The sequence below is a fragment of the Paenirhodobacter ferrireducens genome (assembly GCF_004022265.1).
Classification (GTDB): Bacteria; Pseudomonadota; Alphaproteobacteria; order Rhodobacterales; family Rhodobacteraceae; genus Rhodobacter; species Rhodobacter ferrireducens.
Genome location: NZ_SAVB01000006.1, coordinates 67,699 through 83,079 on the forward strand (window position 1 = coordinate 67,699; position 15,381 = coordinate 83,079).

The 15,381-nt window shown below is 68.9% G+C and carries 15 protein-coding genes; 6 read left to right on the forward strand and 9 right to left on the reverse strand.

Features of this window, described 5'->3' with window-relative positions; translation table 11 throughout:
• Positions 1-159 precede the first annotated feature (159 nt).
• Together EOW65_RS06120 and EOW65_RS06125 are read left to right on the forward strand one after the other, a co-directional pair.
• Positions 160-576 carry a hypothetical protein gene (locus EOW65_RS06120; protein ID WP_128148091.1) on the forward strand — a complete coding sequence of 139 codons (417 nt, stop codon included), beginning with the start codon at positions 160-162 and terminating at the stop codon, positions 574-576.
• Positions 577-675: 99 nt separating this feature from the next.
• Positions 676-1,092: a hypothetical protein gene (locus EOW65_RS06125; RefSeq protein ID WP_128148092.1), complete on the forward strand. Its 417-nt coding sequence runs from the start codon at positions 676-678 to the stop codon at positions 1,090-1,092.
• 60 nt (positions 1,093-1,152) lie between these two features.
• On the opposite strand, the gene EOW65_RS06130 is transcribed toward EOW65_RS06125, so the two are convergent.
• The 4 genes from EOW65_RS06130 to EOW65_RS06145 all read right to left on the reverse strand — a co-directional run bounded on the left by EOW65_RS06130 (position 1,153) and on the right by EOW65_RS06145 (position 6,183).
• Positions 1,153-1,641 (reverse strand): CAP domain-containing protein, encoded by a 489-nt coding sequence (locus EOW65_RS06130; RefSeq protein WP_128148093.1) that lies wholly within the window; start codon positions 1,639-1,641, stop codon positions 1,153-1,155.
• A gap of 111 nt (positions 1,642-1,752) precedes the next feature.
• Entirely contained in the window at positions 1,753-3,159 is a 1,407-nt protein-coding gene (gene rimO, locus EOW65_RS06135; RefSeq protein ID WP_128148094.1) for a 30S ribosomal protein S12 methylthiotransferase RimO, read from the reverse strand.
• A gap of 94 nt (positions 3,160-3,253) precedes the next feature.
• Complete coding sequence (locus EOW65_RS06140; RefSeq protein WP_128148095.1) at positions 3,254-3,880, reverse strand: GcrA family cell cycle regulator; 627 nt, start codon at positions 3,878-3,880, stop codon at positions 3,254-3,256.
• A gap of 113 nt (positions 3,881-3,993) precedes the next feature.
• Positions 3,994-6,183, reverse strand: a complete 2,190-nt coding sequence (locus tag EOW65_RS06145) for a primosomal protein N' (protein WP_128148096.1) — start codon at positions 6,181-6,183, stop codon at positions 3,994-3,996.
• 206 nt (positions 6,184-6,389) lie between these two features.
• Here EOW65_RS06145 and fsa point away from each other — a divergent pair, with 206 nt between their 5' ends.
• The 4 genes from fsa to EOW65_RS06165 all read left to right on the forward strand — a co-directional run bounded on the left by fsa (position 6,390) and on the right by EOW65_RS06165 (position 9,607).
• Complete coding sequence (fsa, locus tag EOW65_RS06150; RefSeq protein WP_113899573.1) at positions 6,390-7,043, forward strand: fructose-6-phosphate aldolase; 654 nt, start codon at positions 6,390-6,392, stop codon at positions 7,041-7,043.
• A 151-nt stretch (positions 7,044-7,194) separates the two neighbouring features.
• A complete protein-coding gene (locus EOW65_RS06155) occupies positions 7,195-7,899 on the forward strand; it encodes a DUF484 family protein (protein WP_128148097.1) in 705 nt (234 codons plus the stop codon).
• Positions 7,896-8,822, forward strand: coding sequence for a tyrosine recombinase XerC (locus EOW65_RS06160; RefSeq protein ID WP_128148098.1), 927 nt, complete (start codon positions 7,896-7,898; stop codon positions 8,820-8,822). Before EOW65_RS06155 ends, EOW65_RS06160 begins: the two co-directional genes overlap by 4 nt.
• A gap of 86 nt (positions 8,823-8,908) precedes the next feature.
• Positions 8,909-9,607 (forward strand): CDP-alcohol phosphatidyltransferase family protein, encoded by a 699-nt coding sequence (locus EOW65_RS06165; protein WP_128148099.1) that lies wholly within the window; start codon positions 8,909-8,911, stop codon positions 9,605-9,607.
• Here EOW65_RS06165 and EOW65_RS06170 read toward each other — a convergent pair.
• From EOW65_RS06170 to EOW65_RS06190, 5 genes are all read right to left on the reverse strand, one after another.
• Positions 9,604-10,440 (reverse strand): DMT family transporter, encoded by an 837-nt coding sequence (locus tag EOW65_RS06170; protein ID WP_128148100.1) that lies wholly within the window; start codon positions 10,438-10,440, stop codon positions 9,604-9,606. The genes EOW65_RS06165 and EOW65_RS06170 overlap by 4 nt on opposite strands.
• A 154-nt stretch (positions 10,441-10,594) precedes the next feature.
• Positions 10,595-11,359 carry an ABC transporter permease gene (locus tag EOW65_RS06175; RefSeq protein WP_128148101.1) on the reverse strand — a complete coding sequence of 255 codons (765 nt, stop codon included), beginning with the start codon at positions 11,357-11,359 and terminating at the stop codon, positions 10,595-10,597.
• Positions 11,359-12,147: an ABC transporter ATP-binding protein gene (locus EOW65_RS06180; protein WP_128148102.1), complete on the reverse strand. Its 789-nt coding sequence runs from the start codon at positions 12,145-12,147 to the stop codon at positions 11,359-11,361. The genes EOW65_RS06175 and EOW65_RS06180 overlap by 1 nt, the downstream gene beginning before the upstream one ends.
• A gap of 46 nt (positions 12,148-12,193) precedes the next feature.
• Positions 12,194-13,213 (reverse strand): ABC transporter substrate-binding protein, encoded by a 1,020-nt coding sequence (locus tag EOW65_RS06185; protein ID WP_128148103.1) that lies wholly within the window; start codon positions 13,211-13,213, stop codon positions 12,194-12,196.
• 176 nt (positions 13,214-13,389) lie between these two features.
• Complete coding sequence (locus EOW65_RS06190) at positions 13,390-15,309, reverse strand: bifunctional 2',3'-cyclic-nucleotide 2'-phosphodiesterase/3'-nucleotidase (protein WP_128148104.1); 1,920 nt, start codon at positions 15,307-15,309, stop codon at positions 13,390-13,392.
• Between the last annotated feature and the right edge of the window lie 72 nt (positions 15,310-15,381).

A 15,381-nucleotide genomic window follows, 5' to 3' on the forward strand; every position in this document is an offset into this window, starting at 1 on the left:
AAATTTCAAGGGGAGAGATATGTGCAAGAATGCGCATTGTCATGTTTATTAGTGGGTGTTTTCAATTTATTCGAACATGCCTATCTCACTCTCACAGCGACGGGGAACCCCGAAGCGGACAGATAACCGACTGAAAAGTCGAGGATACGGAGAGAAAAGATGAAACGGAACATGGCTTATTCGGCGCTTGCGCTGGTGCTTTCGGCGGGTGTGGCCTCGGCGGCCGATGTGAACCCGGGCCTGCAGCAGATCGCCAACTATCTCGGTGTCGATGCCGGCGCCTACAGCGCGACGGAGCTGCACCAGCTGCTCGGCGCCCGCGATGCCGGTGACCAGAGCACCTACGACTACTTCCTGAAGCACGTGGGGGCGACCGAAGCTGCGGCCGTCACCGCCGGCAAGGCGCAGATCGCGGCGCAGGTCGGTCTGAACCCGGCCGAGTACACCACGGCCGAACTGATCCGCGTGCAGCAGGCGCAGCGCGAAGGCGATCTGCAGACGGTGAGCTTCGTCGTCTCGCACCAGAACCGCAACACCATCGTGAACCCGCAGGTCGCGATGGGGCGTGACAGCTGACCGGCCGATCGCGGACGGCAGCATAACAACACGGATTGACGGGGACCGGGCAGATGTGGCGAGGGCCGCCCCGGTGCCCCGCATGAACGGAGAGAAAAGATGAAACGGAACATGGCTTATTCGGCGCTTGCGCTGGTGCTTTCGGCGGGTGTGGCCTCGGCGGCCGATGTGAACCCGGGCCTGCAGCAGATCGCCAACTATCTCGGTGTCGATGCCGGCGCCTACAGCGCGACGGAGCTGCACCAGCTGCTCGGCGCCCGCGATGCCGGTGACCAGAGCACCTACGACTACTTCCTGAAGCATGTCGGCGCGGCGCAGGGCGATGCCGTGACCGCCGGCAAGGCGCAGATCGCGGCGCAGGTCGGTCTGAACCCGGCCGAATACACCACGGCCGAACTGATCCGCGTGCAGCAGGCGCAGCGCGAAGGCGATCTGCAGACGGTGAGCTTCGTCATCTCGCACCAGAACCGCAACACCGTCGTGAACCCGCAGGTCGCGATGGGGCGTGACAGCTGAGCCGACCCGCAAGGGAAGAGGCAACAGGGGCGGCCTTCGGGCCGCCCTTTTGCATGCTGCTCAGCAGCCCTTCGCGAAGACCTGCACGAACCAGGGGCCGGCATTGCCTTGGCGCGGCACATAGCCGATGCCGAGCGCCGTTACTCCGCGGCGCAGGATGTTCGCGCGGTGCCCGGGCGAGACCATCAGCGCCTGCATCGCCCGTTCCGGGCTTTTCCAGTCGAGCGAGATATTCTCGGCGGTCAGGCAGGTGCGGAAGCCCGCGCGCTTGACCCGCACCTTAGGGGTCGAGCCGTTCGGCTCGACATGGTCGAAATAGCCCTTCGCCGCCATGTCGCAGGCATGAGCCTGCGCGGCCCGGTTCAGCTTTGCGTCGACCTTCAGCGGCGGCAGGCCATGCGTCCGGCGTTCGGCATTCACCATCTGCGCCATCTGCGATACCATCGGCTGCGACACGCTGCAGGCGCCCTGGCTCGTCACCGCACCGGCGGTTTGCGGCAGGGCAAGGGACAGAAACAGCATCAGCAGGGCAGGGCGGGTCAGGGTCATTTCATCCTCCGGTTGCGGCGAACCTGCCGCAAACGGAGGCCACTGTCCGCCGCAAATCGGGCGCCATCATGGCGGACGGCGGAAAACCGCCCGCCAGGTCCGATCCGCCACTCAGATCCGCCGGCCCCAGAGGTCGTATTCCGAGGCGTCCTCGACCTCGACGGTCAGCATGTCACCGGGCTGCAGCCCCTCGAAATCTTCGTCGATGAACAGGTTGCCGTCGATCTCGGGCGCGTCGGCGCGGGTGCGGCAGGTGGCGCCCTCGGCATCGACCTCGTCGACGATCACCTGTTGCAGGCTGCCGACCTTGGCGGCGAGCTTCGCTTCCGAGATCGTCTGCGCCTTTTCCATGAAGCGCTCCCAGCGGTCTTGCTTGACCTCTGCGGGCACATGGTCGGGCAGCGCGTTCGAGCGCGCGCCGTTGACGTTCTCGTATTGGAAGCAGCCGACGCGGTCGAGCTGCGCCTCGTCCATCCAGTCGAGCAGATACTGGAACTCCGCTTCCGTCTCGCCGGGATAGCCGACGATGAAGGTCGAGCGCAGGACGATCTCGGGGCAGGCGGCGCGCCAGGCGGCGATCTCGTCAAGCGTCTTCGCCGAGGCCGCGGGCCGCGCCATGCGTTTCAGCACATCGGGGTGGGCGTGCTGGAACGGGATGTCGAGATAGGGCAGCACGCCGCCGCCCGCGCCGGTCTCGGCCATCACCGGGATCAGGTCGCGCACATGCGGGTAGGGATAGACGTAATGCAGCCGCACCCAGGCCTCGGCCTCGCGCGCCATCCGGCCCATCTCGCGGGCGAGATCGGTGATATGGGCGCGCACCTCGCCGCCCTTCCAGGGGCTGAGGTCGTGCTTGCGGTCGAGCCCATAGGCCGAGGTGTCCTGCGAGATCACCAGAAGTTCGCGCACCCCGGCCTCGAGCAGCTTCTCGGCCTCGCGCAGCACCGCATGCGCCGGGCGCGAGACCAGCTTGCCGCGCATGTCGGGGATGATGCAGAACTTGCAGGCGTGGTTGCAGCCCTCGGAAATCTTCAGATAGCTGTAATGGCGCGGCGTCAGCTTGACCCCGGTCGCCGGCAGCAGGTCGATGAACGGATCGGGCGCGGGCGGCACGGCGCCATGCACGGCATCCAGAACCTGCTCGTATTGCTGCGGCCCGGTCACCGCCAGCACCTTGGGATGCACGCCGGTGATGAACTCGGGCTCGGCGCCCAGACAGCCGGTGACGATCACCTTGCCGTTCTCGGTCAGCGCCTCGCCGATCGCCTCGAGGCTCTCGGCCTTGGCGGTGTCGAGAAAGCCGCAGGTGTTGACGATCACCGCATCGGCGCCGGTGTAGTCGGGCGAGATCGCATAGCCCTCGGCGCGCAGCCGGGTCAGGATCCGCTCGCTGTCGACCAGCGCCTTCGGACAGCCGAGCGAGACCATGCCGATCGTCGGCTGGCCCTCGCGGCGGGCTTCGTCGAAACGGGGATGCGGCGCCAGGTCGGGGCGCAGGTTCGGGGGGTTCTGGCTCATCTCGCCCTCTCGACGGCGAAGGCGGGCCCTGTGACCCGCCCTTTCATCTTGCTGGAAATACCTCGGGGTGCGGGGCAGGGCCCCGCCTGCCCGCTCACCGCCGCCGGTCGCGGCGGGTGCTCATCGGCTGGAACGCGACCGAGACATGCGCCTCGCAATAGGGTTTGCCGGGCTGGCTCGGCAGGCCGCAGAAATAGAAGTTGTCGGTCGCCGGGTCGCCGATCGGCCATTTGCAGGTGCGCTCGGTCAGCTCCATCAGCGAGATCTTGCGCGACCGCTTCTCGACCTCGCGCACCGAGGCGAGGGTCTCGGGGCTGATCTCGTTCAGCGAGGGCTGCGGCGGCAGCGGCTGGCCCGCGGGCACCACGGGCCGGCGCATCGCGGGCGTCGCGGGGGCAGCGGCAACCGGCTCGGGGCGCGGGGCGGCGGCCGGGCGCACGGGCTGTGCGGGCGCGGCGCGCACCGGCTCGGGCGCCGGTTCGGGCCGGGCGGCGACGGGTTCGGGCGCGGGTGTCGGCTCGACGACGGGCTTCGCCGCCGGGGCCTCGGCCTCGGGCGCGGCGCCTTCCGCGCCGGCGCGGTTCGACAGGCCCAGCCGGTGCACCTTGCCGATCACGGCGTTGCGGGTGACGCCGCCGAGCTCCTTGGCGATCTGGCTCGCGGACTGACCCTCGGACCACATCTTCTTCAGAAGTTCGACGCGTTCATCGGTCCAGGACATGGGCACCCTTTCATCGGTCCTGCCGGGGGAGTGGCCCCGGCTGTTCTTCCCATTCTACGGTGGGGACAGGGGGAGATACAAGCGCCGCCCCCGGAATTCAAGGCCGCACGGCGTCACAGGAACGACTGCGGGTCGATGTCGATGGCGAGCCGCACCTGCGCGGGCAGCTTCACCTGCCGCAGCCAGGCGCGCAGCGCGTCCTGCAAGGGCGCGCCCTTCTCGGCCTTCACCAGCATCCGCACCCGATGCCGTCCGCGCACCCGCGCGATCGGCGCGGGCGCCGGGCCGAAGACCTGCGCGCCGATCCGGGCGAGCGGCGCGGGCGCCCGCGCCAGCGCATTGCCGATCTCGAAGAGCGGCGCCACCTCGGGCCCCGACAGGATGATCCCCGCCATCCGGCCGAAGGGCGGAACCCCCTGCGCGCGCCGCGCCGCGGCCTCGGCGCGCCAGAAGGCTTCCTCGTCGCCGCCGAGGATCGCGCGGATCACCGGATGCTCGGGCTGACAGGTCTGCAACAGCGCAAGGCCGGGCTTGTCCGCCCGCCCCGCGCGCCCCGCCACCTGCCGCATCAGCTGGAACGTATGCTCGGCCGCGCGCAGGTCAGACCCTTGCAACCCGAGGTCCGCGTCGATCACGCCGACCAGCGTCAGTCGCGGGAAGTTGTGCCCCTTCGCCACGATCTGCGTGCCGATGATGATGTCGGCGCCGCCCGCCGCGATGTCGGCGATCGCCTCCTTCAGCGCGCGGGCCGAGCCGAAGAGGTCCGAGCTCAGCACCGAGAGCCGCGCTGTCGGGAAGCGCTCGGCCACTTCCTCGGCCAGCCGCTCGACGCCCGGGCCGACGGGGGCGAGCTTGCCCTCGACGCCGCAGCTCGGGCAGGCGGTGGGGATCGGCTTCGTCTCGCCGCATTGATGGCAGACGAGGCGCTTCAGGAACCGATGCTCGACCATCCGCGCATCGCAATGGTCGCAGCCGATCTGATGGCCGCAGGCGCGGCAGATGGTGACGGGGGCATAGCCGCGCCGGTTCAAAAACAGCATCGACTGCTCGCCGCTGCCAAGCCGCTTCACCACCTCGCCGACGAGGGTGGGCGAGATCCAGTGCGCGCTTTCGATCCGCTCCTCGCGCAGGTCGATCGCCCGCATCTCCGGGAGTTCCGACACGCCGAACCGCGCCGCGAGGTCGATGCGCGCGTATTTGCCGCTTTCCGCATTCACCCAGCTCTCGAGCGAGGGCGTGGCCGAGGCCAGCACCACCTGCGCCGTGGCGAAGGAGGCGCGCAGCACCGCCATGTCGCGGGCGTTGTAAAGCACGCCCTCTTCCTGCTTGTAGGACCCGTCATGCTCCTCGTCGACGACGATCAGGCCGAGGTCGCGGAACGGCAGGAACAGTGCCGAGCGCGCGCCCACCACCATCTGCACCCCGCCCTCGGCGCACATCCGCCACAGCCGCCGCCGCTCGCCCTGCGTCGCGCCCGAATGCCACTCGCCCGGTCGCGCGCCAAAGCGCGCCTCGACCCGGGCGATGAATTCGGTGGTCAGCGCGATCTCGGGCAGCAGTACCAGCGCCTGCCGGCCGGCGGCCAGACAGGCGGCGACCGCCTCGAGATAGACCTCGGTCTTGCCCGAGCCGGTGACGCCCTTCAAAAGCGTCACCCCGAACCCGCCCATGCCCGCACGCAGCGCGGCGGCCGCCTGCGCCTGATCCTCGGACAGCACCTTGCCCGGCAAGGCGGGGTCGAGCCGTGCGAAGGGCAGGTCACGCGGCTGCTCGAATTCGTCGACCGCGCCGGTCGCGACCAGCCCTTTCACCACCTGCGGCGTGACGCCCGCGAGCTGCGCAAGCTCGGTCAGATAGAAGCCGCCGCCGTCATGGGCGTCGAGCACCTCGAGCACCCGCTCGCGCGCCTCGGTCAGCCGCCCGGGCGCGCCCGCGCCGCGGCGATAGACCTTGCGCGCGCCGGGCGGGTCGAAGAGGCCCGGCGTGCGCGTCGCCAGCCGCAGCATCGCCGGCAGCGAGGTCATGGTATAGGCGCCCATCCGGATCAGGAAGGCCTGCAGCTCGGCGCGCATCGGCGGCACGTCGAGCACCCGCGCCACCGCGCGCAGCCGGGCCGCGTCGAAACGCCCGTCGCCCGGCCCCCAGACCACGCCCATCACCTTGCGCGGGCCAAGCGGCACCTCGACGAAGGCGCCGGGGAAGCAGCCGCCCTCGGGCGCGAGATAGTCGAGCGGTCGCCCGATCGGCTCGGCCGTCAGCACCGCGACGCGGCTGCCTTCGGGATAAAACCCGACCTCAGTCATGGGACAGACTTTCGATGCCTCCGGCGGGAGTATTTTTCCAAGGAAAGGCCCCGGGCTTTTCCCTGGCCGAAATACTCCGGGGGGAGGCCGCCTTGCCGCCGGGGGGCAGCGCCCCCCTCTGCCCGGTCCTGTCTGGCCCGATCCCCTCTCGCCAAAGCGAGGCGTTTGCGCTATCTGGCCCGCAATTGCTGCTCTGGAGGCTTCCCATGAAATTCTTCGTCGATACCGCCGATGTGGCGGCGATCAAGGAACTGAACGATCTCGGCATGGTCGACGGTGTCACCACCAATCCCTCGCTGATCCTGAAATCGGGCCGCGACATCCTCGAGGTGACGAAGGAGATCTGCGACATGGTTTCGGGCCCGGTCTCGGCCGAGGTCGTGGCCACCGAGGCCAAGGACATGATCACCGAAGGTCTGAAGCTTGCCAAGATCGCCTCCAACATCGCGATCAAGGTGCCGCTCACCTGGGATGGCCTGACCGCCTGCAAGGCTTTCGCATCCGAAGGCCACATGGTCAACGTCACGCTGTGCTTCTCGGCCGCGCAGGCGATCCTCGCGGCGAAGGCCGGGGCGAGCTTCGTCTCGCCCTTCATCGGCCGTCTCGACGACATCAACCTCGACGGTGTCGAGCTGATCGACGACATCCGCACGATCTATGACAACTACGATTACAAGACGGAAATCCTGGCCGCCTCGATCCGCAACGTGAACCACATCACCGAATGCGCGAAGATCGGCGCCGACGTGATCACCGCGCCGCCCGCCGTGATCAAGGCGATGGCGAACCACGTGCTGACCGACAAAGGGCTCGACCAGTTCCTCAAGGACTGGGCGAAGACCGGGCAGAAGATCGTCTGATCCGAGCCGCAGATCCCGTGCACCGGCCCGCCGTCTCGGCGGGCCGTTTTCGTTTCGGCGCCGTGGTCCGGGGACAGAATTCACCTGCAATTGACCACGATCGCGTGTAGGATCGCGCAAAAGACCGCGAACCACCGGGCACGAGACAGGCATGAGCGACACCGCATTCGCGCAGCAGCTGCGCGACAAGATCATTTCCGATCCCGACGTGATCCTCGAGGACCGCGACCTGATGCGCGCGCTTGTCGCCGCGAACGAGCGCGCGATGGGGGCGAACATCGTCGACCTGCGCGGCGTCGCCATGGCGCGGCTCGAGCGGCGGCTCGACCGGCTCGAGGATACGCATCGCTCGGTGATCGCCGCAGCCTATGAGAATCTGGCGGGCACCAATCAGATCCATCGCGCGGTGCTGGCGCTGCTCGATCCCGTCGATTTCGAGGCCTTCCTCAAGAACCTCACGACCGAGGTCGCCGAGGTGCTGCGCGTCGACACGGTGCGGCTGGTGCTCGAAAGCCAGCATGGCGGCGAGGATGCGGTCCTGCGCCGGCTGGGCGAGGTGCTGTGCGTGGCCGAGCCGGGCTTCGTCGCCGAATACATGCGCCCCGCGCGCGGCGGCCAGCCGCGGCAGGTGGTGCTGCGCCAGTGCCAGCCGCAATCCGAGGCGATCTATGGCGAGGCGGCGGCCTGGATCCGCTCGGAAGCGGCGCTGGCACTCGATCTGGGCGCGGGGCGGCTGCCGGGCATGCTGGTCTTCGGCGCCGAGGACCCGCATCAGTTCAAGCCGACGCAGGGCACCGACCTTCTGGGCTTCTTCGGCGCGGTCTTCGAGCGCGCGATGCGCCGCTGGCTGGCATGACCCAGCCGGGCTTTTCGCCCGCGACAGGCGATGCACTGGCGCGCTGGCTTGACCAGATGCGGGCGCTCGACGGCGCCTCCGAGCACACGATCGCCGCCTATCGCACCGATGTGGCAGGCTTTCTGGGCTTCCTGCACGCCCATCACGGCGAAAGTCTCGGGCTGGCGCGGCTTGGCGCGCTCGGGCAATCCGACATGCGGGCCTGGATGGCGTATGAGCGGGGGCGGGGGCTTTCGGCGCGCTCGCTCGCCCGGGCACTGTCCTCGGTGAAAAGCTTCATCCGCTGGCTGTCCGACCGCGAGGGGTTCGATGCCACCCATGTGCTGTCGGCGCGCGCGCCGAAATACAGCCGCAAGCTGCCGCGGCCGCTTGCCGTCGATGCGGCGAAGGCGGTGATCGAGCAGGTCGAGCTGCAGGCGATGGAACCTTGGGTCGCGGCGCGCGACGCGGCGGTGGTGACGCTGCTTTACGGCTGCGGGCTGCGCATTTCCGAGGCGCTCGGGCTCACCGGCGCCGCCCATCCGCTGCCCGAGGTGCTGCGCATCCGCGGCAAGGGCGACAAGGAGCGGCTGGTGCCGGTGCTGCCGGCCGCGCGTGCCGCAGTGGCCGAGTATGTGCGGCTCTGCCCCTGGCCGGTCGAGGCGCAGGCACCGCTGTTCCGCGGCGTGCGCGGCGGCGCGCTGAACCCGCGCCAGATCGAGAAGGCGATGGAGCTTGCGCGCAATGCGCTTGGCCTGCCGGCGACGGCGACGCCGCATGCGCTGCGCCACAGCTTTGCCACCCATCTGCTGGCCGCGGGCGGCGATCTGCGCGCGATCCAGGAACTTCTGGGCCACGCCAGCCTGGCGACGACGCAGGTCTATACCGCGGTCGACACGGCGCGGCTGATGCAGGTCTATCAGGCCGCGCATCCCCGCGCCTGAGGGGGCGCGGCAACGGTTCGGCCAATTGCTGACGCGAGGTGAGGCGAGGCTTGCACCCTTGGCCCGATTGCGGCAGGAAGGCCCGCATGAACATCCGTCTCAAAGCCCTTTCCGTGCATCTGCTCACCGCCACCGGCGCCGTGCTGTCGATGCTTGCCATGCTGGCCGCCGTCGAGCAGAAGTGGTCGCTGATGTTCCTGTGGCTGGTCGTCGCGCTGGTCGTCGACGGCATCGACGGGCCGCTGGCCCGCCATTACGACGTCAAGCACAACTGCCCGACCTATGACGGCGTGCTGATGGACCTGATCGTCGACTATCTGACCTATGTCTTCGTGCCGGCCTATGCGCTGTTCAAGTCCGGCCTGCTGCCGGGCTGGACCGGCTGGCTCGCGATCATCGCCATCACCTATGCGAGCGTCATCTATTTCGCCGATACCCGGATGAAGACGAAGGATAATTCCTTCTCGGGCTTTCCCGCGTGCTGGAACATGGTGGTGCTGGTGCTGTTCGCGCTGAAGCCCGATTACTATGTCATCCTCGGCGTGGTGCTGGTGCTGGCGGTGGGGATGTTCTTCCCGCTGAAATTCATCCACCCGACCCGCACGAAACGCTGGCGCACGCTGTCGCTGCCGATGTCGCTCGCCTGGACGGTGTTCGCCGCCTGGGCGGCGATGGTGCATTTCCACCCGCAAAGCTGGGCGCATTGGGGGCTGGTGGTGACCTCGGTCTATCTGCTCTTCGTCGGCATCGTGCAGCAGATCGTGCCCGAGCGCCGCGCCGCCTAAAGCCGGGTCAGGACAACGCCCGTCACGATCAGCGCCGCCGCCACCGCCTTCGTGCGCGTCATCCGCTCGTGGAAGACGAGCCAGCCGATCAGCACCGCAAACAGGATCGAGGTCTCGCGCAGCACCGCGACCAGGGCGATCGGCGCGCGGGTCATCGCCCAGATCGAGATCGCATAGGCGCCGTAGGAGGCCGCGGCGCCGAGCGCGGCGAAGAGCCAGTCGCGCGCCGAGCCCCGCAGCATCGCCGGGCCGCGCCAGGCCGGGGCCGCCAGGGCGAAGATGAGCCCGCTGCCCATCATCAGCCAGCCGACATAGCCCGCCGCATCGCCCGAGACCCGCGCGCCGATGCCGTCGACGAGGGTATAGCTGGCCGTGGACAGCGCGGCGCCCAGGGCGAAGGGCAGAAGCCGCCGGCTTTCGCCATCGGTGAAGACGCCATGCGCCATGAAGAGGATCCCCGAGGCCAGCACCGCGACGCCGAGGTAGCCCGCGGGTGCGATCGGGTCGATCGCGAAGAGCGCCGAGACGATCGCCACCAGCATCGGCGCGGTGCCGCGCGAGAGCGGATAGACCCGGCTCAGATCGCCCGCCTCATAGGCATGGGCGAGGAAGGTCTTGTAGGCGACCTGCAAGCCGCAGGAGGCGATCAGCCAGGGCCAGGCCTCGGCGGCGGGGAGCGGGCGGGCCAGCACGATCGCAAGCCCCACGCCCGCCTCGGCCAGCGACAGCATCGCCATCGCCCGGATCTTGGAGCCGCCAAGGCGGACGAGGGCGTTCCACAGCGCATGCAGCAGGGCCGCGGCCAGCACCGCGAAGAAGATCGGCAGGGACATTGCACACCTTGGTGCCGGGGGCAGATCCCTGCCCCTAGCGCGGGGGGCGCGGCCTTGCAAGCTGGGCTCTGGCGACAGGGCAGGGAGGGGGCGCTGCCCCTCGGCCTTCGGCCTCACCCCCGGGATATTTCGGGCGATTGGAAGCGCAGGGGGGTCAGCCCGGGCTGCGCTCGGCCCAGCCGGCGAAGATCTTCTCGAGCGCGACGACGGCGTAGTAGAGCACGATGCCGAGCACGGCGAGGGCGATCAGCACCGCGAACATCAGCGGATAGTCCGAGTTCGTCTGCCCCGACAGGAACAGCGCGCCGAGCCCCTTGCCATGCGGGCTGACGATCTCGACGAGGTTGGTGCCGATGAAGGCGAGCGTCACCGCGACCTTCAGCGCGCCGAAGAACTCGGGCAGGGTCTTCGGCAGGGCGATCTTGCGGAAGATCGTGAACTTCGAGGCGCCGAGGGCGGCGAGGATGTCGCGGTATTCGGGTTCGAGCGTGCTGAGCCCGATGCCGACCGAGACCGCGATCGGGAAGAACGAGATCAGGAAGGCCATCAGCACGGTGTTGAAATCATGCTGGCCGATGAAGATCAGCGCAATCACCGGCACCAGCGTCGCCTTCGGGATCGCGTTGAAGCCGACGAGCAGGGGGTAGAGCCCGTCGCGGGCGATCTTCGAGAACCCCATCACCATGCCGAGGAAGGTGCCGAAGACGACGGCGAGCGCGAGCCCCAGCACGGTGCGCCACAGCGTCTGCCAGCCCATGGTCAGGAACAGGGTGTGGAACTTCCAGAACGCCGGCGGCAGGTCCGAGGGCGCGGCCATCTTGTAATCGGGCCAGCCGTTCACCCAGACGACGAACTCCCACAGCACGAGGAAGATCACGATCGCCGCGAGCGGCACGAGGATTTTCTGAGCGCGGTCCATCAGTGCAGGTCTCCGTCGCGGCCCTGGGCGATGCGGATCTGCTCGCGCAGAAGGTGCAGCATCGCGACCGCCTTCGGTTCATAGAGAATGTCGATCGTGCGGTCGGCCGGCAGGTCGACATCAAGCACGTATTGCGTCCTGGCCGGGCGGCCCGAGAGCACGATCACCTGATCGCCGAGGAACACGCTTTCGCGCAGGTCATGGGTGATGAGGATGCAGGTGAAGGGCTCTGCCGCGCGCAGGTCGCGCATCGTCTGCCACAGGTCCTCGCGGGTGAAGTTGTCGAGCGCGCCGAAGGGTTCGTCCATGATCAGCACCTGCGGCTTGTGCACGATCGCGCGGCACAGCGAGGCGCGCTGACGCATGCCGCCAGACAGCTCCGACGGGCGCTTCTTCTCGAACCCCTTCAGCCCGACCATCTCGAGCAGATGGGTGGCGCGTGCCTCCTTCTCGGCCCGGCCCATGCCCGGCGCGACGATCTCGAGCGGCAGCATCACGTTCTCGAGGATCGTGCGCCATTCGAGCATCACCGGGTTCTGGAATGCCATGCCCACGGTCTTGCGCGGGCTCGACACCTCCTGCCCGTCGAGGATCACCGCGCCCTCGTCGGGGCGCATCAGCCCCGAGACAAGCCGGGTCAGCGTGGACTTGCCGCAGCCCGAGGGGCCGACGACGGCGCAGAACTCGCCTTCGCCCACGCCCACGTCGAGCCCGTCGAGAACGGGCAGCAGGCCGTTCTTCGTCTTGTAGGCGTGTTTCACGCCGCGGATGTCGATGAATTTCTGCATGGTCCCACCTTGAGCGAGGACGGGGGCCCGAAGGCCCCCGGTCCGGTCATTGCAGCATCAGGCTGCCGTCGGTGGGCAGGTATTCGGCGTCGAAGAAGGTCTTCGCCTCGGGCGTGGTCTTGAACTCGTAGGTGGTGCCGAGCTGTTCGATCGACTTGGCAAAACGGGCCGTGTCGACGTTGCCCATGCCGTGCTCCTTGACGTAGTCGGTCAGCACGTTGCCGGCGATGGCAAGCTCGAGGCGCTTGGTCTCGAGCCCCGCATCGGCGGCCGGGTTGCGTTTCACCAGCGTCTCGACCGCGGCGGCGGGGGCGGCGATCGCCTCTTTCCAGCCCTTCGCGGTGGCGCGCAGGAAGCCCGTCACCATCTCGGGGTGGGCCTTCGCCCAGTCGGTGTTGACGATGATCGCGTTGCCGTAGAGCGCGACGCCGTAATCGGCCATCAGCAGCACGGTCAGATCGTCGGCCGGCACGCCGAGCCGTTCGGCGTTCAGCGTCGAGGTGAAGGAGAAGCCGGTGATCGCGGCGACCTTGCCCTCGGCCAGCATCGGCTCGCGCACCGGGAAGCCCACCGGCTCGACGGTGATCTTCGACATGTCGAGGCCCTGTTCCTTGGCGAAGATCGGGAACTGCGCCCAGGCCCCGTCCGGCGGCGGCGCGCCGAGCGCCTTGCCCTCAAGGTCCTTCGGCGTCTCGATGCCGAGCGACTTGCGGCCGACGACGGCGAAGGCGGGCTTGTCATAGACCATCATCACCGCGGTGACCGGGGCGCCGGGGTTCTGGTCGAGGAATTTCATCAGCGAGTTGATGTCGGTGAAGCCGAGCGGGAAGGCACCGGTCGCCACTTTCGGGATCGCGTCGAGCGAGCCCGCGCCCTCGGTCACCTGCACATCGAGGCCCTCGGCCTTGTAGAACCCCTTGTCGACGGCCAGCGTGTAGGGCGCGGCGGGGCCCTCGAACTTCCAGTCGAGGGCGAAAGGCACGGTGGTTTCGGCGTAAAGCGCGGGGGCGGTGAAGCCCAGCACCGTTGCGGCGGCGGCCAGTCCCGTCAGGGTGCGGTGAAACATGTCGGTCAAACTCCCGGTTCTGAGGTCGGGCCGATCCTGCGCCCATCCGTCGGGCGGGGGGAATGCGCCATGCGCCGCACGTCGCGGCAGATATGGGATGAGTGGTCAAATTTTGACCGATCACCCATGATTGGCCTTAATTTTGCGCATCTGATGAAAGACTTTGCGCAATCTGGTCAGAAATGCACCCGAATCTGAAGAAAGCCGGCGGCGTTCAGGCCGAGTTCCTCAAGCCGCGCGGCGGCGGGGCCGGCCTCGGCCAGACGTCCGGCAGCGCGCGGCGAGGTTTCGAGGAGTGCGCTTGCGCCCGGGATCGGGGCAAAGCGCCAGACCGGTTCGGCCACCGGCCGCAGGGGGCTGTGCCGTTCCAGCAGCTCAAACAGCACGGCGCGTGAACTTTTCGGCGGGCCGAGATCGATCGCCCCCTCCGCCGCGCCAGGAAAGCCGCCCGCGCCCGCGCTGCGATAGCTGTTCGTGGCGATCACGAATGCGGCGGTCGGGTCGACCGGGCGGCCGGCGTGGCGCAGGTCGCGGATGCGGCGGCTGTCGGCGGCGAGGCTGCCGTCGGGGGCGAAGCGGGCCGGGTGGCTGAGGTCGATCTCGTAGCTCAGCCCGGCGAGCACGTCGAAGTTGTAGCAGGGGAAGGCCGGGGCGAGCAGCGGCTGGTCGGCTTGTCCCGGGGTGATGGTGGCGAAGACGCAGGCCGCGCGCTCGAGCCAGTCGGCAAGCTGGGCGCCGCGCACCAGCACGGCCGTGGCAGTGTTCGGGAACAGGCTCATCTCGAGCACATGGCGGCGCGAGAGCGGCCCGGCGGGGATGTCGGTGAAAAAGCCCGGGCCGCCGCGCCCGCCGCATTTTCCCGGCGCTACCGCGGCCAGCACCGGCAGCGCCGCCTCGGGCCGGCCGGCAAGGCGGGCGCGGACATGGGCAGTCTGCGCCGCGGCGATCAGGCTCAGCCCGGCGTCGGGGGCGATCATCGAGAAGAAGCTCTGGATCGGTCCGGCGAGCCGGGTGACCGGCTGCGACAATTCGCAGATCACCTCCTCATGCGCCGGGGCGAGCCGGGCGACGAGGGCGGGGGCTTCGGGCACCGGCCGGCCGGTGGCGGCCTCAAGCACCGGGCGCAGCGCGGCGCGGCTGTCGACCACCCCCCAGCCGCCGGCGCCGTCCGGGGCGAGCGCCAGGTCGATCACGCCGAGATGCGAGCCCCAGCGGCCCGGCATCACCGCGGGTTTGCCGTGGAGCAGGCCGCGCCGGGGATCGACGACCTCGGTCGCGGCGGTGTCGGGGCCGGGGAAGGACAGGTGGCTGTGGCCGCAGATCAGCGCATCGATCCCGGGCACGGCGGCAAGCGGCACGGCGGCATGCTCGGTCGCCCGGTCGGGCAGGCCCGGGGGCAGGTGCGGCTCGATCCCGGTATGGGCGAGGGCGATGACGACATCGGCCCCCGCCGCGCGCAGCGCCGGCACATGGGCGCGCGCCGCCTCATCGATGCCGCGCACGCTCAGCCGGCCCTCGAGCTGCAGCCGGTCCCACATCAGGATCTGCGGCGGCACGAAGCCGATCACCCCGATCTTCAGCCGATGGAGCTGCCCCTCCGCATCGGTCAGCGCGCGCTCGAGGATCGCCCAGGGTGGCAGCAGCGTCTCGTCCTCGAGCGGCGTCGCCCCGGCGCGCCGCACCGCATTGGCACAGACGAGCGGAAAGCCCGCCCCCTCGATCGCGCGGCAGAGGTAGTCGAGGCCGAAGTTGAACTCGTGGTTGCCGATCGTGCCGGCGTCGTAACCGAGCACGTTCATTATCTCGAAGACCGGGTGCACCTCGCCCGGGTGCAGTCCGCGCCGCGCCCAGTGATCGACGAGCGGCGTGCCCTGCAAGATGTCGCCATTGTCGAAGAGCAGCGTGTTCGCCACCTCGGTGCGTGCTGCCTGCACCAGACTCGCGATCCGGGTCAGGCCACAGTCGGTGCCGGGCTGATCCTGGCCGTAATCGTGGCTGCGCAGATAGCCGTGCACATCGGTCGTCGCCAGCACGCGCAGCAGCACCCGGCCCGCTTCCGCACCGTCCGAAGCCTCCCGCTCTGCCGTTCGTGTCATGTCCGATCCCTTCCGATATCGCCCCGGAGCCACAAAATGCGTCGGCGACCGGAACGACGGAGTGCCAGCCTA